Origin of the sequence: Kitasatospora sp. NPDC056800 (assembly GCF_042789775.1) — a bacterium.
Classification (GTDB): Bacteria; Actinomycetota; Actinomycetes; order Streptomycetales; family Streptomycetaceae; genus Kitasatospora.
The window spans coordinates 1-19203 of record NZ_JBHUAL010000183.1 but is presented as its reverse complement, the minus strand read 5'-3'; the positions used below and the strand labels follow the sequence as shown (position 1 = coordinate 19203).

Genomic DNA, 19203 nt, shown 5'->3' with positions numbered 1-19203 from the left:
GTCCTCCCGGGCCACCGCCCTTGTGCGGCCGTCACGGAGGCATCCGGTCGGAATCCGCCGTCGACGCGGGCCCTGGACCTGGCCGCCTCCTTCAGGGGACCCTACGGGCATGGAGTTCTTCTGCTACCACCGCGACCGGCCCGGCTCCGGGACGTTGCGCCGCGAACTGCTGGAACAGCACTGGTCCTACATGGACGGGTACGCGGAGGAGTTGATCGCCCGGGGTCCGACCCTCACCGAGGACCGCGAGGCCCCCACCGGCAGCGTGCACATCATCGACCTGCCCGATGCCGCCGCTGCCCGGGCGTTCGCCTTCGCCGAGCCGGGTTACCAGGCGGGCGTCTACCGGGACGTGCTGCTGCGGCGGTGGAGCAACACGCTGGGGCGCACCATGTGGGACTTCCCCGGCGGCCGGACCGGCGGCAACCGGTACCTGGTGCTCGGCCTCGGCTCGGGGCCGGCCGTCGACCTCGCCGTGCCGGCCGACCGGGACGGGCTGATCGCCTACGGTCCGCTGCTGTCCGACGACGGCACCGCCTGGCTGGGTACGGCCGCGCTGCTCCGGGCGCCGGACCGGGATGCGGCGGGCGCCGTCCTGACCCGGGAGCGGTACGCCGACATCGAGGTGCACGACTGGCATTTCGGCGGGCGGCCGTCCTGACCGGCCGGTGCTGAGGCCGGTGCGCCGGGCCGGCGTCCGCCGCGTCCAGTGCCAGATCCGTCCGCCGTCCGCCCCTGGGAGACCTCGTGCGGGCGGTTCCTCGCGGCCTACCGTGGCGGGGTGAGCGAGGAGACGGACGGGTGTACCGGGCGGGTGCTGGTCCTGGTGCTGCCCGAGGTGAATCTGCTGGACCTCGGCGGTCCTGTGCAGGTGTTCGACGCCGCGGCGCAGCTCGGCGGCGGTTACCGGCTGGAGTACGTCGCCGAGGCGGACGCTCTGCGGTCCGCCCAGGGCCTGCGGCTGGCGGGGCTGGCGCCGCTGGACACGAGCCGGGCGGCAGCCGGTGACCTGGTGCTCGTGCCGGGCCCCCGGCTGACCGGATCCGACCGACTGGTGGCGCCCGCCGTCGTGCGCTGGGTGCGTGAGGCCTACGACGCGGGTGCCCGGGTGGCGTCCGTGTGCAGCGGTGCGGTCGTCCTGGGGGAGGCGGGGCTGCTGGACGGCAGGGCGTGCACGACCCACTGGTCGCTCACCTCGGCGATGCGCGACCGGTACCCGCGGGCCCGGGTGCGTGAGGCCGCGCTCTACGTGCACGACGGGCGGATCAGCACCAGTGCGGGCATCTCGTCGGGGATCGATCTCGCGTTGTCCCTGGTCGAGCGGGAGCGCGGCCCGGAGCTGGCCGGGCGGGTCGCGCGTGAGCTGGTGCTGTACCTGCGGCGGGACGGGGACGCGGCACAGATCAGTCCGTTCCTGCGGCACCGCGACCACGTCCAGCCCGCGGTGCACCGGGTGCAGGACCATCTGGCGCAGCATCTGGACGCCGCCTTCACCCTGCGTGAACTCGCCGGCATCGCCGGGCTGTCCCCTCGCGGTCTGACGCGGGCCTTCACCGCGGCCGCCGGCCTCACCCCGTTCGCCTACCAGCGGCAACTGCGGCTGGAGCGGGCCCGCGCCCTGCTGTCCGGTACCGACCTGACGGTGGAGGCGGTCGCGCTCCGGTGCGGGTTCCGTGACGCCCGGCAGCTGCGCCGGGTGGTCGCCGACGCCTTCGGGGCCCCGCCCTCGCTGCTGCGGGCGCCACTGCGGCCGACCGCCTGACGGGCCCGGCCTCCTCGGCGTAGAGCCTCTTCTGCGACCGATTTACCCCGATTTCCTACGATTTCCCCCTTTCCCGTTTCCACGAGGGCCGACGGCACCGTGCTGCCGGAACGTGCCCGGATTGTCGAGGTATGTCTTGTTCGCGATGAGTTCCGGGCCCCGCAGGGGGCACCGGGCGCTGCGCCGTACCGGCCGGGTGCTGCTGGGCACGGGTCTGGCGGCCGCGTCCTTCGCGGGGATCGCCTTCGCGGGGGTGAGCGCGTCGATGGCGGACAGCTTCGCCGCCGCGCCCCGCGGATCCGGTGCCCGGGGGTGGCCGACCGCCCGGCCGGTGCCGGAGGGCAGGATCACCGTGGCGGTCGCGGTCAGCAACGAGGGCTCCGTGGCCACCGACGTCCTCGCGCCCTACCAGGTGTTCGCCGAGTCGCCGACGATGTTCGTCTACACGGTGGCCGCCGAGCGCCGTGTCTCCCCGCTGTCCGGCGGCGCCCATCTGCTGCCCGACCACACCCTGGCCGAGGTGGCGGACGGCACTCTGCCGGAACCCGACGTGGTGGTCGTACCCGCCGTGACCGACCCCGCCGGCGCGGGCGAGGAACGCCTGCGCGAGTGGATCGTCGAACGCCACCGCAAGGGCGCCCGGATCCTCGGGGTGTGCGCGGGCTCCGAGCTGCTGGCCGCCTCCGGTCTGCTCGACGGCCGCGAGGCCACGTCGTTCTGGTCCAACATCGGCTCCCTGGAGCGCGGTTACCCGAAGGTCGACTGGCAGCGCGGGCGGCGCTACGTCGAGGACGGGCGGGTGACCACCACCGCGGGCGTCACCTCCGGCACCGTGGGCGCGCTGCGGCTGGTCGGGGAACTGGCCGGCGAGGCGGAGTCGACCCGTATCGGCACCGGCCTGGCCTACCCCGGCTGGACTCCGGACGGGCCGACCGCGATACCGGCCAACCACCTCGCCCTCGGCGACCTCCCGTACGCCCTCAACGCCGCGTTCCCGTGGCTGCGCCCCACCACGGCCATCGGCCTGGTCGACGGCGTCGAGGAGATCGACGCGGCCGCCGCCTTCGAGGGGTACGGCGGGGTCTCCTTCGCCACCCGGACGCTGGTGATCGGCGCCGGCGACACCGTCACCACCCGCCACGGCCTGGTCCTCGTCACCCGGCCCGCGACGGGAGGCGCCCACGGGGCGGACCGCTTCGTGGTGCCCGGCGTCAGGGACGCCTCCGGCCTCGACGGTGCGCTGGGCGACTGGGCCCTGCGCAACGGGCTCGCCGCCGAACTGCCCGGCGGAGGACGGCGGTCCGGGGAGTTCGGCTTCGATCCGGTCCTGCGGGACCTCGCCGAGCACGGCGACCGCCGGACGGCACTGACCACCGCGAAGTTCTCCGAGTACCCCTCGGCCCATCTGGAGCTGACCGGCGCGTCCTGGCCCTGGCGGTCCACTCTGCTGGCCACGGCGGCGGTCGCCGTGAGCGTGGGAGTGGGGCTGGCACCGACGGCGGTCCGGCACACGGTTCGACGGCGGCGCCGCGCCGCACCGGGCCACTGAGGGGGACCCGCCGGGGCCACGACGGCCCGTGGAGCGGTGGCCGTGCCGTCCGTCAGATCGGGTCCGTCTTGATCGTTCCGACGCACAGGGCCCAGATGACGAGGGCGTCGATCGCGATCAGGACGATGGCCCACAGGGGGTAGTAGGGCAGCCAGAGGAAGTTGGCGATCATCCCCAGCCCTGCCACGACCAGACCGACGATGCGGGCCCAGGCGGCGCCGCTGAAGACCGCGACACCCGCCACGACTACGAAGACGCCGAGGATGAGGTGGATCCATCCCCAGCCCTCGGTGTTCATCGCGTACACGTAGCTGCGGGTGACCACGAGCAGGCTGTCGTGGGTGATGGCGGCGCTGCCCTGGAAGATCGCCATGAGGCCGGCGGTGATCAGCATGACCCCGGCGAAGATGGTCCACCCTGACGCGTAGGGGTACTGCTCGCGGCCCCGGGCGGTGGGGCCGACTCCGGACGTACTGCTGGCCATGACACGGTCTCCTTCGATCGCGGTCGCCTCGCGGACGGGGGACGGGGACGGGGACGGGGACGGAGGGACGAGCAGCCGGGTGGAGGGGCTCCGGACGACGCGGAGCGGGGCACCCGCACCGGCAGAGCCCCACATTCACCGTAAGACCGGACCCTCCATCCCGCCGTCGGACGACCGGCCCGCCCCGGCCGCCGCCCCGACCGCCGCCCCGCCCTCGCCCGGGCCGTCGCGGGCACCGCGCACGGAATCCGCTTGACCTTGACACCGTGACAAGCCCTTCACTGAGGCCCAGGAGGTGGTCCTGATGACCAGGCCGGAAGAGGACAGGGACACGATGCGGGCGGCGCTCCGCGGGCTGGAGCACGACGACCCGTCGGTGCGCCTGCGGGCGGCGCTGGCCGTCGGCACGAACCCGGACCGGGGGTTCGTCCGCCCGCTCGTCGGGCGGTGCGCGGTCGAGCCCGAGTTCTCCGTCCGCGAGATGCTCACCTGGGCGCTCACCCGCCACGAGGCGGCGGTGACCGTCCCGCTGCTGCTCGGCGAGGTCCGCGCGGAGCGGGCGCAGGCCCGGAGCCAGGCCCTGCACACGCTGTCCAAGATCGGGGACCGGCGGGCGTGGCCGGCGATCACGCCGGCGCTGCTGGCCGACGCCGACGAGGAGGTGGCCCGCAGCGCCTGGCGGGCCGCGGTCGTGCTCGTACCCGAGGACGGGGTGCCCGCGCTGGCCGTAGTGTTGGCGGCTCAGCTCGGGCGCGGCGGACGTGAGACGCGGCTGAGCCTCAGCCGGGCGCTGGTCGCGCTCGGGGAGGCGGTGCTGCCGACGCTGGGCGCCGCGACGACGGACCCCGACCCCGGGGTCCGGGCGCACGCGCTCGCCACCGAACGGCTGTGGCACGACCCGGACGCCGGGTTCGAGCTCGCCGTCGAGGAGGCGAAGCGCACGGCGGTCTTCGGCGAGGGCCGCCAGGAGGGACGGTAGGCAGTGTTGATCGGCGACGTGGCCCGGCGGTCGGGGGTCAGCGCCCGCATGCTCAGGCACTACGAGTCGCTCGGGCTGGTGCGTCCGACGGGGCGCACCGGCTCCGGTTACCGCCGGTACGCGGACGAGGACATCCGGCGGATCTTCCACATCGAGAGCCTGCGGTCGCTGGGCCTGTCGCTGCGCGACGTCGGTCGGGCCCTGGACGATCCCGGCTTCGCGCCCGCGGAGCTCGTCGAGGACCTCATCCTCCGGACCCGCGAGCGCATCGCGGCGGAGACGGAGCTGCTCACCCGGCTGCGGCGGATCGACGCCGCGGAGCCCGCCGGGTGGGAGGAGGTCCTCCGGGTCGTCGCGCTGCTCCAGGCCCTGGAGTCGAAGAGCCCGGGGGCGCGGCAGCGCGCCGCGCTGTCCGCGGGCGAGGACGCGGCGGTGCCGGTGGAGGCGCTGGTCGAGGCCGTGCTGGGCGAGTCGGACCCGATCGTCGCCGGGGCGCTCCGGTGGGCGCTGGCGCAGTCGGGCGGGGACGGGACGGCCCTGCTCGCGGAGGGGCTGGACTCGCCCGCGGCCGAGGTGCGCGAACGGGCCGTCCGGTGCCTCGCCGAGTTGCCGGACGGGACGGCGACCGCACTGCTGCGGGACGCCCTCGGGCACCCGGACGCCGTGGTCCGCAGGTACGCGGCCCTGGCGCTCGGGGCCCGCGGCGTGGCCGACGCGGTCCCGACGCTCATCGACATGATCGTCGGGGCGACGAACGACGCCGACGCGGCGGACGCGCTGGGCGCGCTGGCGAACGGCTCCGCTCCGGTGGGCAGTCCGGCACCGGTGAACGGGCCCGCGCTGGCGGACCGGATCGCCGCCGGGCTGGTCGACCGCCTCGCCCAGGAGGCCGTCGGCCCGGACGCGCGCCGGCGGCTGACCCAGGCGCTCGCGGACGTCCCGGGCGGTACGGCGTCCCGTGCCCTCGCAGCGCTCGCGCGGGACGAGGACCGTGCGGTCGCGCTGACCGCGACGTACATTCTCAAGCTGCGCGACACGCGGTAGTCCGCGATGGTCACGCGGTAGCCGGGGGCGGGTTCGAGGTGGGGGTGGCATGACAGGGGCCGGGCGGTTCCGTCGGCAGCGGCGGCTGTTCCTCTCGGTGGCGATCGACACGTTCGGCTCCGGCGTCTTCCTGCCGCTGTCGCTGCTGTTCTTCGTCACCGTCCGGCACTTCCCGGCGGCCGCCGCGGGCACCGCCGTGACGGTCGGGTCGCTCGCGTCCTTCGCCGTCGTGCCGCTCTGCGGACGGGCCGTCCAGGCGGTGGGGCCCAAGTCCTGCCTGGTCGTCAGCAACGTCCTGACCGCGCTCGGGTACGGGCTGTTCTTCGCGGCCGGGAACCTGGTCACCGTGGCGACCGCCACCTTCCTCGTGACGGCCTCCGACCGCCTCTACGGCGCCGCCTGGCCCACGCTGGTCGCGCGGTTCGCGAAGCCGGAGGAGCTCACCGAGTGGTTCTCCGCGGTCACCGTGCTCAAGACGACCTCCCTGGGCGTCGGCACCCTGGGGGCGACCGCCCTGATGGCGCTCGCCGGCGGGCACGGCCTGGAGGTCGCGCTCGCCCTGAACAGCGCGAGCTCCCTCCTCGCGGCCGCCCTCCTGCTGGGGGTGACCGTGCCGGCCGCCGAGCGGCCCGGGCTCCGGGCGGCGAGGTCGAACACCCGGGCGGCGCTCGGCGACCGGCCGTTCCTGTCGCTGGTCGCGTCCCAGACGCTGCTCTCGGCGGCCTGGCTGATCCCGACCGTCGCCTTCCCCCTCTACCTGGTGGAGGGCCTCCACCAGGCCGCCTACTGGCCGACCGTCGTGGTCGCCGTGCGCTACGCCACCGCCACCACCCTGCAGATGCGGATCAGCCGGCTGCTGTCCGGCTGGAGCCGCTCGCGGGTCCTGGGCCTGTCGATCGGCGCGGCGGCCGGCGCCATCGCCCTCACCGCGACGGTCTCCACCGCCCCGCACGCCCTCCAGGGCCCGCTCGCCGTCCTCGTGGCGGTGGTGCTGGCGCTGGCCGAACTGGCCTCGAAGCCCACCGCGGCCGCGACGGCGGTCGCCATGGCGCCCAAGGGCGACGAGGGACCGTACATGTCCCTGTTCCAGCTGACCTGGACGGTGTCCTACGCGGTCGGACCGGCGGTCATCGGCCTGGGCCTGCAGAACCCCCCGCTGCTCTGGAGCGCGCTGGCCCTCTGCGTGGCGGCCAGCGCCCTGGCCCACCGCCTCCGCACGCCCTGGCGGTCCCGGCCGCGACCGCATGGGCCCTCAGTCCGTGGGCTGCGGGAGGAAGCCGAGGCCCCGTAGCCGACGCCCCGGACGCCCCGAACGCCCCGGACGCGCGGGCCGGGCGTCAGTGGCGTACCGGCGGCTGCTCGGCGGCGCCGTAGGCGCGCAGCTGGTACGGGAGCGCGGACGGGCGGCACCACTGGAGGTCGAGGCCGCAGGCGCCGAGGACGGCGCCGAAGGCGTGCCGCATCGCGTCCTGGACGGCGGTGCGGGCCCGTGCGGCCCGCTCGGCGGCGGGGGTGTCGCCGTCGGCGGCCGCGGACAGGCGGCGGGAGGGGTTCCAGCGGAGGTCGGCGACGCCGGTGGTGTCGTCGCCGTCGTCGACGGGCCGGCACGGGGCGAGGGTGATGCCGGGCGCGTGCAGGTGGTCGGCGACCGGCAGTCCGGCCAGTGCGGCGGTGCGGCGCACCGCGTCGACGACGTGCGCGCCGATGCCGAGGTCCTGCGGGCGGGCCCCGGCCGGAGCGGCGGTGTCCCGGCCGGCGTCCTGTCCGGTGGCCGGGGCGGGGCCGCTGGTACGGCCGACCCTGGTCTCCCCGTCGAGCCGGCCGGCCTCGACCTCGATGCCGAAGGCCGGCAGGAACTCCGCCAGCGCGTTCTGCATGCTGCTGGTGACGACGCGACCGGCGGCGGAGGCCGGCTGCTGGAACTCCTCCATGGCCGCCGCGGCGGCCAGCCGGGGGCCGGGCTCCCAGTGCAGGGCGATCAGGCCGGCGCAGTCGTCGGAGTCGTCGAACGGCCGGGCCGGGCGCAGCTGGACGCCGGGGCCGTGTCCTCCGTACCCGACGGGCAGGCCGGCCAGGAGGAGCGCCTCGGTGACGCGGTCGGCGAGCAGCGGGTCGATCCGGGGCCCGCCCCGGGGGGTGCGTTCCGCAGCCGTGTCCTGCCGTGCGGCAGCCGTGTTCACGCCGTCCTCCTCCGGGTCCCGGGCGGCGGCCGACCGCCTGCGCCCCGAGCGTACGGCGTACCCGGACGGACCGTCGGCGAATCCCGGAACCCGGCCACCGCGGCGCGCCCGCCGGGAGGGCGGGCGCACCGGCGGTGTGCGTCCGGTCAGTTCCAGGGGTTGGCCGGCTGGTCGTTGATGGCCGTCCAGAAACGGGTGTTGCTGGGGATGTTGCCGTAGGCCCAGAAGGTCCAGCCGCCGGTCTGCGACAGGTCGGTGCCGTAGTGGCCGTCGTGGAACTCGGCCTCGCGCCAGCCGGCGCCGAAACCGGCCTGGCAGACGCTGTCGGCCGCGGCCCGGCTGTTCAGGCGGGAGCCCTTGACCGGCTGGCTGAGGGCGACGGTGCCCTGCGCCCAGCCGTTGTAGAAGCCGAGGCTGATCCCGGACGGGGCCGGGCTGCCGTCGACGTTGAGGCAGAGCACGGGCAGCGAGACGGAAGGCGCGGTGTCGCCGTTGTAGGCGTTGCTCGGGCTGCCGCCGGGGCCGCCGACCTGGACGGTGCCGTCGGGGCCGTTGGAGACGACGGACCAGGTCATCCCGAGGTGGGTGGCCGGCCCGGTGGTGGCGGAGGCCGGGGCGGCGGTGAGCGGGATCAGGGCGGCGGCGGCGACGGCGGTCGCGGTGGCGACGGCCTTCTTCAGACGGTTCATCGACTGCTCCTGGGTTCGGGGTCCTCACTGGGCGACCGGCTCGTTTCGGCCGGTGCACAAGAAACTTCTCAACCGAACGCACACAACTGGCATGATCTGATCATCAGTTCGTCACGACTCGCGCCCGTCCTCCACGGCGGCCGGTCCGGTCCGGCCCCGCGGGCCCCAGGGAGGGACGTTGGAGTTCAGGATCCTCGGCTCGCTGGAGGTGTGGACCGGCGACGGCCGGCGCATCCCCTCCGAAGGCTCCCGGCAGGAGCGGCTGCTCGCCGCCCTGCTGCTCAACGCGGACTCCTCCGTACCGGTCGCCCGCCTGGTGGACACCGTCTGGGACGAACGGCCGCCGGCCACCGCCACCCGCCAGGTCCGCAACCTCGCCGGGGTGCTGCGGCGCCGCTTCGCCGAGGCCGACCCGGACGCGCCGCCCGTCCTGCTCACCGACGGCCGCGGCTACCGCATCACGCTCACCGGCCACCGCCTGGACGCCCGTGACTTCACCGACCGGCTCGCCCTCGCCCGCGCCGAAGCCGCCGCCGGGCGGGCCCCGGAGGCCGTCGACGGGCTCCGCTCCGCACTCGCCCTGTGGCGCGGACCGGCCCTCGACGGACTCGCCGTGGACGCGGACGCCCCGGGCGCCGTCGCCCTGGACGAACTGCGGCTGACCGCCTGGGAGGAGTGCCTCGACCTGGAACTCGCACTCGGCCGGCACCGAACGGCCGTCCCCGAACTCACCGCGCTGGTCGCCGACCACCCGCTGCGGGAACGTTTCACCGGACAGCTGATGCGCGCCCTGCACGGCTCCGGACGCACCCCCGAGGGGCTCGCCGCCTACCGCCGGTTCGCGGAACGGCTGGCCGACGAACTCGGGCTCGACCCCGGTCCCGAGCTGCGGGCGCTGCACCTGGAGCTGCTGGCCACCGAACCGGTGCCCGCCGCCCCGGCCCGGGCCGAGGAACCACCCGCGCCGACGCCACCCGCGCAGGCGCAGGTGCAGTCGCCGCCCGCCCAACTCCCGCCCGCCCTGGCCACCTTCGTCGGACGCGACGCCGAACTGCGGGCCCTGGACGCGCTGCTCACCGACCCGGCGGACCAGGGGGCCGGGCCGACCGCCGCCGCGTGCGCGGTCTGCGCCGTCTCCGGACCGGCCGGGGTCGGCAAGACCACCCTCGCCGTCGACTGGGCCCACCGGGTCCGCGACCGCTTCCCGGACGGCCAGCTCTACGCCGACCTGCACGGCTACTCCGTCGACGCGCCGCTCGCCCCGCGCACCGTCCTGGCCCGCTTCCTGCGCGCCCTCGGCGTGCCCGGCGACCGGATCCCCGCGGCGGCGGACGAGGCGGCCGCGCTCTACCGCTCCCGGCTGGCCGACCGGCGGCTGCTCGTGATCCTCGACAACGCCCGCGACGCCGAGCAGGTCCGCCCGCTGCTGCCCGGCGCCCCGGGCTGCCGCACGGTGGTCACCAGCCGCACCCGGCTCGACGGACTGACCGTCCGCAACGGCGCCCGGCCGCTGGTGCTCGACGTCCTGCCCGCCCACCAGGCCCTCGAACTGCTGGCCCGCATGGTCGGCGAGCACCGCACCCGCGCCGAGCCGCGCGCCGCCGCCGAACTCGCCGACGCCTGCGGCCGACTGCCCCTCGCCCTGGCCGTCACCGCCAGCCGCCTGGCCGCCAGCCCGGACCGCAGCCTCACCGACCACGCCGCCGAACTCCTCGACACGGAGCACCGGTTGAGCGCCCTCCAGATCGAGGGCGACGACACCTCGGCGGTCCGCGCCGCCTTCGACCTCTCCTACCGCTCACTGCCCGGCGAGGCCCGCGACCTGCTCCGGCTGCTCGCCCTCGTCCCGGCCGTCGGCATCGGCGCCGACGCGGCCGCCGCCCTGGCCGGCGCCCCGCCCGCCGCCGTCCGGCCCGTCCTCGACCGGCTGGCCGCCGCCCACCTGCTCACCCCCGAGGACCGCGACCACTACCGGCTCAACGACCTCCTGCGCCTCTACGCCGCCGAACGCTGCTCCGTGGAGACCAGCGCCGCCGAACGCCGCGCCGCCCTGGTCCGCCTCGGCTCCTGGTACCTCCACCGCGGCCACTCCCCCGCCTTCCTCCCCACCCACCCCGCCGCCGACCACCCGGCCCGCCTGTACGGCCTCCACCTCGACGAGTGGGTCGAGGTGGACCGCCTGGCCGCCGCGGCCGCCGCAGCAGCCGACCCCCCGCCGGGCGGCTAGAGCCAGCCGCGGCGGGCGGTCTTGAGGCCGGCTTCGAAGCGGCTGGCCGCGTCGAGGCGTTCCATCAGGACGGCCATCTGGCGGCGGACGGTGCGTACCGAGACGCCGAGGCGTTTGGCCGTCGCGTCGTCCGTGAGGCCGGTGGACAGCAGGCGCAGGAGTTCGCGCTCGCCGGTGGTCAGGGTCAGCGGCGGCGCGCCGTCGGGGTCGTCGGTGATCGGGACGGCGGTCTCCCAGGTCTGTTCGAACAGGGCGACCAGGGAGGCGACGATGCCCGGCTCCCGGGTGCACAGGGCGCCGGCCCGGGTGTTCTCCGGGTCGATCGGCAGCACGGCGGTGCTGCGGTCGAAGACCAGCATCCGCGGCGGCAGCACCGGTGCGGTGCGCACCTCGCCGCCGAGGCCGGACATCCAGCGGGCGTAGTCGAGGGTCTCCGGGGCGTCGTGGATGCTCTCCTGGTAGACGGTGCGCAGGCTGACGCCGCGTCGCAGGGCGTCCTCGTCGAGCGGACGGGAGGCGGCCAGGCTGGCCGCGGACTGGGCGCCGCCGGGCATCACCGCCAGGACCTCGGTGGTCAGCCGGGCGGTCAGCACCTCCAGCTTGTCCTGGATGGCGTCGAGGCCGAGCAGCCGTTCGTGGTCGCCCACCGGGGTGTCGGTCCGCACCTTGGCGTACTCCCCCAGGGCCCGCGCGACGGCGGCCTTGGAGGCGGCCAACTCCTGCTGCCGACGGGCGAGTTCCTCCTCCTGGCGGCGCAGCAGGATCTCCAGTCCGCGCTCCGGGCTGACCGGCCGCAGGGTGCCGGGCCGCTCGCGGGAGGTGCGCAGCAGGGTGAGGTCGGCGAGCCGGTCGAGGGCCGCGCGCACGGCGGCCTCGGGGAGGCCGAGCCGGTCGCAGAGTTCCGCGACCCCGCCTTCCGGGTCGGCGAGCATTCCTCGGTAGACGGCTTCCGTGGTGGCGTCCAACCCCAGCAGTTCCAGCACTTCTCGACCCCTGATCCCCGTGGACGATTCCGTATGCCCGGTCGGCCCGGGCCGATCTTTCCCCCGGCCGGAACCCCTCGCAAGGGCATGATCCGGTCAACGGCCCCCGCCGCTGCCGCCCTTCGCGGTTCTGCAGCATGCTGCCTGTCCTGTTCCTGCCCGCCGAATTCCCTTCCCGTGGCGGCCCGCGGACCGGGAGGATTCGCCGTGCGCGCATTCCCCGAATTCCCGGACACCCAGAACTGCGTTATCCCCCAACGAAGTTCCCGCACAGAACAGGAATCCGCCGTGGCCGTCCGTCCACTCGCCGCCGTCCTCCTGACCCTCGCCCTCGCCGGCTCCGCCGCGCCGGCCTTCGCCGCCGGTGCGACCGCCACCGACGCCCCGTCCGCCACCCAGGGCCCGGGTGGCGGGATCGGCTGGGACAACCCCTCCGCCCGGTCGATCGGCTGGGACGCCCCGCCCGCCGACGACGCCGTCACGCAGGCCTGACCTGCGGTGTTCGCAGTCCAGCTGACCGTGCCGGCCGGTGCCGCCGCCCCCTCGGGAGAGGCGGCGGCCGCGGAGGCCCAGGCCGCGCTGTGGGCGTGTGCCGCCCCGGACGACGGCCTGGAGCACGTGCGCGCCCGCGCCGTGCCCGAGGGCGTCGGCCTGGTGCTCTACGTCCGCGCCGCCGACGAGGCGGCAGCCCGGTCGAGGGCGCGGAACCTGCTGGCCAGGGCCCTGCCGGCGGCCGTCCGGCGGCCGTCCGGCCGCCGCTGAAGAACGCGCCGGGACGCGCTGAAACGCACCGAGCCCCGCTGCGGCCCGCGCCGTACCCGAGGGCGTCGGCCACCCGCCGTCACGCCCGGGGGCTTTCCGGCCTTCCAGGCAGCTTTCGACCGGTTCCTCCCGCCCGGGAGATTGGCCGGTTCTTTGCTGTCGCTTTACCCCGTCATGGCTGACGCACCATCAGCACGTCGGCCGTCTCCCCGTTTTCCGACCACCTTTCCTTCCCGTACGGACCAGTCGAGGAGTTCCATGTCACGCCCCACGGGCGGATCACCGCGGCAGCGGGCCGAAGCCGGCTCGCCGCCCCCCTCCGCACCGCGCCGCGGCAACGGCGTACTGCGCCACACCGCCGTCGCCCTGGCGGTGGTGCTCTCGGTCGAGGCCGCCGCCGTCATCATGACGACCGGTCAGGCCGTCGCCGTCACCACGGAGCAGTCCCCGAAGCCCGCCAAGGCCCTGGGCCCGGCCGAGGCCAAGGACATCGCGACCGCCCACCTCAAGGCCCGGTTGGAGAACCGCCGGATCGAGGTGGTGGACGAGCGCACCGAGTCGACCACCAGCTGGATCAACCCGGACGGCACCACCACGCTGGACCTCGCCTCCGGCCCGGTCCGCTACAAGGACAAGTCCGGCAGGCTCCAGCCGATCGACGTCGACCTGGCGCGGCAGTCGGACGGCAGCGTCAAGGCCAAGGGGCACCCGCTCAACCTCTCGCTGGCCGGCGCCACCCCGCCCGCCGCCGCGTCGGCGTTCAGGGCCGCCGGTGCCCCGGCCGGCGCCCAGCAGGCCCCGGCCACGCCGCTGGTCTCGCTGGACAACGGCAACGGCACCGCGATGTCGCTGTCCTGGCGCGGCGCCCTGCCCGCTCCCACCGTGGACGGCGCCAGGGCCCGGTACGCGGACGCGCTCACCGCCACCGACCTGGTCATCGAGTCCACCCGGACCGGCTTCGAGCAGTTCCTGGAGCTCAAGGACCGCTCGGCGGTGGCCGCCAACGGCAGCGTGACGCTCACCCTGGACGCGGCCGGCCTCCAGGCCCGGCAGAACCCGGACGACTCGGTCTCCTTCCTCGACCCGAAGACCGGCGAGGAGAAGGGCCAGCTGCCCGCCCCGGTGATGTGGGACGCGCAGGTCGACGAGCGCAGCGGCGACCACACCCGCACCGCTCCGGTCGCGCTGAAGGTCGTCCAGAACGGGAACGCGATCGACCTGACGCTGACCCCGGACGCCGCCTTCCTGAACGACCCGAAGACGAAGTACCCGGTGACCATCGACCCGGCGGTCAACATCGGCGTCGGCTTCGACACCTTCGTCCAACAGGGCTACGCCACCGACGTCTCCTCGCAGACCGAGCTGAAGCTGGGCAACAACGGCTCCGGCCAGGTGGCGCGTTCGTTCCTGCAGTTCCCGATGGCGAAGATCAGCGGGAAGCAGATCACCGGCGGCAAGCTCAACCTGTGGAACTTCCACAGCTGGTCCTGCACCGCGAAGAGCTGGGAGGTCTGGGACACCGGCACGGCCACCACGGCCACCCGCTGGACGGCCCAGCCCGGCTGGAACAAGAAGTGGGCGACGTCCACCGCGACCAAGGGCTACTCCAGCTCCTGCAACGACGGCTGGGTGAACCAGGACATCACCGCGCTGGTCAAGGCCTGGGCCGCCAACGGCAACACCAACAACACCCTGGGCATCCGGGCCACCGACGAGTCCGACCCGTACGGCTGGAAGAAGTTCAACTCCGGCAACGCGACGTCCAACACGCCGTACCTGTCGGTCACGTACAACACCCCGCCGGGTGTCTCCACGCTGGTCTCCCCGGCCGACGCCGCGCTGACCAACGACGCCACGCCGACGCTGTCCGCCAAGGCGACCGACCCCGACGGCGGCAACATCGCCCTGGACTTCGAGGTCTGGGCGTCCAACGGCACGGCCGCGCTGCAGTCCGGGCGCACCGTCATGGCGGCCTCCGGCTCGACGTTCACCTGGGCCCCGGGCACCAAGCTGGCGCCGGGCGCCTACAAGTGGCGCTCGCGCTCCTGGGACGGCACCGCCAACAGCGCCTGGTCCGCCTTCCGCACCTTCACCGTGGACACCACCGCGCCGGGCGCGACCACCGTCTCCTCCGGGGACTTCCCGGCCGGCCAGTGGGCGGGCATCCCGGACGCCAACGGCAGCTACAGCGGCACCTTCACCTTCACCCCGCCGACCAGCGACGTGAAGGACATCCAGTACCGGCTGGACGGCGGGGCCTGGGTCACCTCGGCCACCACCGGCACCCCGGTCAGCGCCAAGCTCACCTTCAAGGCGGGCTCCCACACCGTCACCGCGCACACCCGGGACGCCGCGGGCAACGTCTCCGCCGACAAGACGTACGCCTTCTACGCCGGCAAGGGCTCCGCCCTGGTCGCGCCGGGAGCGGGCGAGCGCCCGGCCCGCCGCACCTCGCTGCAGGCCGAGGGCAACAGCACCTACACCGGGGTGCGCTACCAGTACCGGCGCGGTGAGACCGACGCCTGGAAGGACGTCCCGGTCGCCAACGTCGCCACCACCGACGGCAAGCCGGTGACGGCCTGGCCGTTCACCGCCCCCGGCGGCAAGCCGGCCGCGCTGACCTGGAACATCACCGACACCCTGGCCGAGAACGGCCCGGTCGACGTCCGCGCGGTGTTCACCGACGGCACCGCCACCGACGCCACCGAGCCGAACACCGTCACGGTGGACCGCAACGCGGGCACCGCGCCGGAGACCAAGGTCGGCCCGGGCGAGGTGAACACCCTCACCGGTGACCTCACCCTCTCCGAGAGCGACGCCGAGGCCTTCGGCCTGCACGCCGAGCGCTCCTTCTCCTCCCGCCGGCCCGCCAACGGCTCGGCCCAGGAGGGCCAGGCGGCGATCTTCGGCCCGCAGTGGAGCTCCGGCACCACCGCCGAACTCACCGACGCCGCCTACTCCTACGTCCGCCAGACCTCGGCGACCTCCCTCTCGGTGGTCTCCGCGGACGGCTCCGAGACCGGCTTCACCGCCACCGGCGCCGGCGGCTGGAAGCCCGAGCCCGGCGCCGAGAACCTCACCCTGACCGGTGCGCTCACCGGCTCCTTCACCCTGAAGGACACCGACGGCACCACCGTCACCTTCGCCAAGGTCGACCCGGCCGCCACCACCTGGCAGGCCTCCGGCTCCTCGCTGCCCAGCGACAACTCCACCACCTCGGTGGTCTCGGAGAAGGTCGTCTCCGGCGGCAAGACCCTGGCCCGCCCGAAGTACGTTGTCGCGCCGTCCTCGGCGACCGCCTCCACCGACTGCGCCGCCGTGCCGTCCACGGCCGGCTGCCGGGTGCTGGAGTACGTCTACGCCGACACCACCACCGCCACCGCGTCCGCCCTGGGCGACACGGCCGGCCAGGTGAAGCAGATCCGCCTGTGGTCCACCGACCCCGGCGCCGCCACCGCCACCCCCGTCGCCGTCTCGCAGTACGCGTACGACGCCCAGGGCCGGCTGCGCGAGGTCTGGGACCCGCGGATCAGCCCCGCGCTGAAGACCGCGTACGGCTACGACGCGGCCGGCCGGGTCACCACCGTGACCGAGCCCGGCGAGCTGCCGTGGACCCTGGAGTACGGCAAGGCCGGCAATGCCGCCACCGCCGGCGACGGCATGCTGCTCGCCGCCTCCCGGCCCACCCTCAAGCAGGGCAGCAAGGACGTCACCGACGGCACCGCGACCACCTCGGTCGTCTACGACGTCCCGCTGAGCGGCGCCAACGCGCCGTACCCGCTGGCACCGTCCGACGTCGCGGCCTGGGGCCAGAGCGACGCCCCGACCGACGCCACCGCCGTCCTGCCGCCCGACGCCGTCCCGGCCACCCACGACGGCAAGGCGCTCGGCACCGCCGGCTACAACCGCGCCTCGGTGACGTACACCAACGCCTCCGGCCGCGAGGTCAACACCGCCACCCCCGGCGGCGGCATCACCACCACCGAGTACAACGCCTACGGCAGCCCGGTGCGGACCCTCTCCGCGGAGAACCGCGTCCTCGCCCTGGCCACCACCGGCAACGACCTGAACAAGCTGCGCGCCCTCGGCATCGCCGGCCGCTCGACGGCCGACCGCGCCCAGGTGCTCTCCTCGACCTCGGTCCACTCGGCCGACGGCAAGCGCCTGCTGGAGCAGTACGACCCGCTGCAGCTGGTCACCCTGGAGCACGGCGTGGCCGCCTCCGGCAGCTCCCCGGCGCTCGCCGCCGGCGACGAGGTCCCGGCCCGCGCCCACACCGTCAACGGCTACGACGAGGGCCGCCCGGCGAACGCCGCGGTCAGCGACATGACCACCTCGGTGACGGTCGGCGCCCGGATCGACGGCTACGCCGCCGACGCCGACACGCGGACCACCGCCACCGGCTACGACTGGGCCCAGGGCCTGCCCACCTCGGCCGTCCAGGACCCGGCCGGCCTGAAGATCACCACCAGCACCGGCTACGACGCCAGCGGCCGGGTGACCTCGCAGAGCCGCCCGAACTCCACCGGCTCCGACGCGGCCACCACCGTCACCACCTACTACACCGGCACCGGGACCGGCGCCTGCGCCGGCCACCCCGAGTGGGCCGACCTGGTCTGCTCGATCGCCCCGGCCGCGCAGATCGCCGGCGGCGGCGCCAACCCGCTGCAGCTGCCGACGAAGACCTTCCAGTACGACCGCTGGGGCAACGTCACGGTCCAGACCGAGACCGCCAACGGCGTCACCCGCACCACCACCCGCGGCTACGACGCGGCCGGGCGCGCGGTGAAGACCTCGATCAGCGGCGGCACCGGCACCGCGGTCGCCGACACGGTGTTCGGCTACGACCCCGCCAACGGCGAGCTGACCACCACCAGCAACGGCAAGGCCACCGTCACCCAGGGCTACGACCGGCTCGGCCGCCAGGTCTCCTACGACGACGGCGCCGGCAACGTCACCACCACCGAGTACGACAAGCTCGACCGCCCGGTGAAGAAGTCCGACTCGGTGCCGTCCACCGTGACCTACGGCTACGACACCGCCAAGGACCCGCGCGGCCTGCCCACCTCCCTGACCGACTCGGTGGCCGGCACCTTCACCGCCTCCTACGACGTCGAGGGCCGGCTGGTCTCCCAGACCATGCCCGGCGGCAACACCCTGACCAGCAGCTACGACAGCCAGGGCGTCCAGACCGGCAAGACCTACACCAACCAGGCGGGCACCGTCCTGCTGGCCGACACCGCCGACTTCACCGTCCACGGACAGCAGGCCGGCCGCACCCAGAGCGACGGCAACAGCACCACCAGCGGCTACACCTACGACGCCACCGGCCGCCTCACCAAGGCCGCCGACAGCACCGGCCTGGCCTGCTCCACCCGGACCTACGCGTTCGACAGGAGCAGCAACCGGACCAACCGCACCAGCGTCACCGACGACTGCGACCCGGCCACGGCGGACACCGTCACCCTGGCCGAGACCCACGGCTACGACACCGCCGACCGCCTCACCGACGCCGGCTACGTGTACGACGCCTTCGGCCGCACCACCGCCCTGCCCAAGGGCACCCAGGTCGGCTACCACACCAACGACCTGGTCCGCACCGAGACCCTCGGCGACACCCGCAAGACCTGGGACCTGGACGCCGCCGGCCGCCTGGCGCTCTCCACCACGGAGACCAAGGGCACCGACGGCACCTGGACCGTCACCGCGCAGGACACCAGGCACTTCGACGGCGGCACCGACAGCCCGACCTGGTCCAAGGACGCGGCCGGCAAGCTGACCCGCAACGTCCTGGACCTGACCGGCCGGCTCACGGCCGCCACCGGCACCGACGGCGGCGCGGTCCTGCTGCTGACCAACCTGCACGGCGACGTGTCCGTCCAGATGTCCCCCGACGGCACCGAGGACCTCGCGGTCTACCACTACGACGAGTACGGCAACGTCGTCGACGCCACCGGCTCGGCCGCGTACGGCTGGCTCGGCGGGGCGCAGCGCGAGGCCGACAGCGTCTCCGGCCTCACCCTGATGGGCGTGCGCCTGTACGACCCGACCACCGGCCGCTTCCTGCAGACCGACCCGGTCCTGGAGGGCTCGCCGAACGCCTACGGCTACCCGGTCGACCCGATCACCATGGACGACCTGACGGGCATGTCCTGGAAGAAGAAGTGGGTCGCCAACTTCAGCCGGGCCGAGGGCAACACCATCGGCGGTCTGCTGGTCGTCTCCAGCAAGATCTCCAAGGGCATCTCCGGGATCCTGAAGAAGCTCCCGCACATCGCCGCCCGGGCCGCCGGCTGGGTCCTGTGGGCGCTGTCCTACCTGATGAAGAGCATCGGCAAGAAGTTCCTCAAGGCCGCCAACAAGCGGGGCAGCCACGGGGTCCGGTTCACCTTCGGCATCTGGCACTCCAGCCACTGGTACGTGCCGGACTACCCGACCTACCGGGTGGACCCGCGCTACTGAGAGGGGGGACGGCACCCGAGAGGGGGGACGGCACCACGCTGACGTTCCACTGACGCAAGGCAGGATGCACGACAGGTGAGGC

General features: G+C 74.6%; 14 protein-coding genes. 10 read left to right on the top strand and 4 right to left on the bottom strand.

What is annotated here, in order from left to right; all coding sequences use genetic code 11:
• Positions 1-109 precede the first annotated feature (109 nt).
• The 3 genes from ACFRQN_RS31250 to ACFRQN_RS31240 all read left to right on the top strand — a co-directional run bounded on the left by ACFRQN_RS31250 (position 110) and on the right by ACFRQN_RS31240 (position 3311).
• The gene (locus ACFRQN_RS31250; RefSeq protein WP_380743619.1) at positions 110-661 is read left to right on the top strand and encodes a YciI family protein; all 552 of its coding nucleotides are present in this window, start codon (positions 110-112) and stop codon (positions 659-661) included.
• 120 nt (positions 662-781) lie between these two features.
• Positions 782-1762, top strand: coding sequence for a GlxA family transcriptional regulator (locus ACFRQN_RS31245; RefSeq protein ID WP_220450029.1), 981 nt, complete (start codon positions 782-784; stop codon positions 1760-1762).
• A gap of 145 nt (positions 1763-1907) precedes the next feature.
• The gene (locus ACFRQN_RS31240) at positions 1908-3311 is read left to right on the top strand and encodes a DJ-1/PfpI family protein (protein ID WP_380743617.1); all 1404 of its coding nucleotides are present in this window, start codon (positions 1908-1910) and stop codon (positions 3309-3311) included.
• A 52-nt stretch (positions 3312-3363) separates the two neighbouring features.
• On the opposite strand, the gene ACFRQN_RS31235 is transcribed toward ACFRQN_RS31240, so the two are convergent.
• Positions 3364-3795 (bottom strand): hypothetical protein, encoded by a 432-nt coding sequence (locus ACFRQN_RS31235; protein WP_049656746.1) that lies wholly within the window; start codon positions 3793-3795, stop codon positions 3364-3366.
• 304 nt (positions 3796-4099) lie between these two features.
• Between ACFRQN_RS31235 and ACFRQN_RS31230 the strand changes: the two genes are divergently transcribed.
• Genes ACFRQN_RS31230 through ACFRQN_RS31220 form a run of 3 tightly spaced genes read left to right on the top strand, consistent with a single transcriptional unit; the run spans position 4100 to position 7109 of the window.
• Complete coding sequence (locus ACFRQN_RS31230) at positions 4100-4774, top strand: HEAT repeat domain-containing protein (RefSeq protein ID WP_380743615.1); 675 nt, start codon at positions 4100-4102, stop codon at positions 4772-4774.
• Between the two features lie 3 nt (positions 4775-4777).
• Positions 4778-5818 carry a HEAT repeat domain-containing protein gene (locus ACFRQN_RS31225; RefSeq protein WP_380743613.1) on the top strand — a complete coding sequence of 347 codons (1041 nt, stop codon included), beginning with the start codon at positions 4778-4780 and terminating at the stop codon, positions 5816-5818.
• Positions 5819-5867: 49 nt separating this feature from the next.
• Complete coding sequence (locus ACFRQN_RS31220) at positions 5868-7109, top strand: MFS transporter (RefSeq protein ID WP_380743611.1); 1242 nt, start codon at positions 5868-5870, stop codon at positions 7107-7109.
• 46 nt (positions 7110-7155) lie between these two features.
• Here ACFRQN_RS31220 and ACFRQN_RS31215 read toward each other — a convergent pair whose 3' ends face one another.
• Together ACFRQN_RS31215 and ACFRQN_RS31210 are read right to left on the bottom strand one after the other, a co-directional pair.
• Complete coding sequence (locus ACFRQN_RS31215) at positions 7156-7998, bottom strand: hypothetical protein (RefSeq protein ID WP_380743609.1); 843 nt, start codon at positions 7996-7998, stop codon at positions 7156-7158.
• A 146-nt stretch (positions 7999-8144) separates the two neighbouring features.
• Complete coding sequence (locus ACFRQN_RS31210; protein WP_380743608.1) at positions 8145-8687, bottom strand: hypothetical protein; 543 nt, start codon at positions 8685-8687, stop codon at positions 8145-8147.
• 178 nt (positions 8688-8865) lie between these two features.
• Here ACFRQN_RS31210 and ACFRQN_RS31205 point away from each other — a divergent pair, with 178 nt between their 5' ends.
• Complete coding sequence (locus tag ACFRQN_RS31205; RefSeq protein WP_380743606.1) at positions 8866-10914, top strand: BTAD domain-containing putative transcriptional regulator; 2049 nt, start codon at positions 8866-8868, stop codon at positions 10912-10914.
• On the opposite strand, the gene ACFRQN_RS31200 is transcribed toward ACFRQN_RS31205, so the two are convergent.
• Complete coding sequence (locus tag ACFRQN_RS31200; RefSeq protein WP_380743604.1) at positions 10911-11897, bottom strand: LuxR C-terminal-related transcriptional regulator; 987 nt, start codon at positions 11895-11897, stop codon at positions 10911-10913. The genes ACFRQN_RS31205 and ACFRQN_RS31200 overlap by 4 nt on opposite strands.
• A gap of 288 nt (positions 11898-12185) precedes the next feature.
• On the opposite strand from ACFRQN_RS31200, the gene ACFRQN_RS31195 reads away from it, so the two are divergent.
• From ACFRQN_RS31195 to ACFRQN_RS31185, 3 genes are all read left to right on the top strand, one after another.
• The gene (locus ACFRQN_RS31195) at positions 12186-12389 is read left to right on the top strand and encodes a hypothetical protein (protein ID WP_375875452.1); all 204 of its coding nucleotides are present in this window, start codon (positions 12186-12188) and stop codon (positions 12387-12389) included.
• 6 nt (positions 12390-12395) lie between these two features.
• Complete coding sequence (locus tag ACFRQN_RS31190) at positions 12396-12659, top strand: hypothetical protein (protein WP_380743602.1); 264 nt, start codon at positions 12396-12398, stop codon at positions 12657-12659.
• A 258-nt stretch (positions 12660-12917) separates the two neighbouring features.
• Positions 12918-19121: a DNRLRE domain-containing protein gene (locus ACFRQN_RS31185; RefSeq protein ID WP_380743600.1), complete on the top strand. Its 6204-nt coding sequence runs from the start codon at positions 12918-12920 to the stop codon at positions 19119-19121.
• Positions 19122-19203 lie beyond the last annotated feature (82 nt).

Bases quoted from the DNA above. Each gene is read 5' to 3' on its own strand.
- ACFRQN_RS31185 (WP_380743600.1), top strand. From the start codon at position 12,918: ATGTCACGCCCCACGGGCGGATCACCGCGGCAGCGGGCCGAAGCCGGC.
- ACFRQN_RS31240 (WP_380743617.1), top strand. From the start codon at position 1,908: ATGAGTTCCGGGCCCCGCAGGGGGCACCGGGCGCTGCGCCGTACCGGC.
- ACFRQN_RS31220 (WP_380743611.1), top strand. From the start codon at position 5,868: ATGACAGGGGCCGGGCGGTTCCGTCGGCAGCGGCGGCTGTTCCTCTCG.
- ACFRQN_RS31230 (WP_380743615.1), top strand. From the start codon at position 4,100: ATGACCAGGCCGGAAGAGGACAGGGACACGATGCGGGCGGCGCTCCGC.
- ACFRQN_RS31235 (WP_049656746.1), bottom strand. From the start codon at position 3,795: ATGGCCAGCAGTACGTCCGGAGTCGGCCCCACCGCCCGGGGCCGCGAG.
- ACFRQN_RS31210 (WP_380743608.1), bottom strand. From the start codon at position 8,687: ATGAACCGTCTGAAGAAGGCCGTCGCCACCGCGACCGCCGTCGCCGCC.
- ACFRQN_RS31250 (WP_380743619.1), top strand. From the start codon at position 110: ATGGAGTTCTTCTGCTACCACCGCGACCGGCCCGGCTCCGGGACGTTG.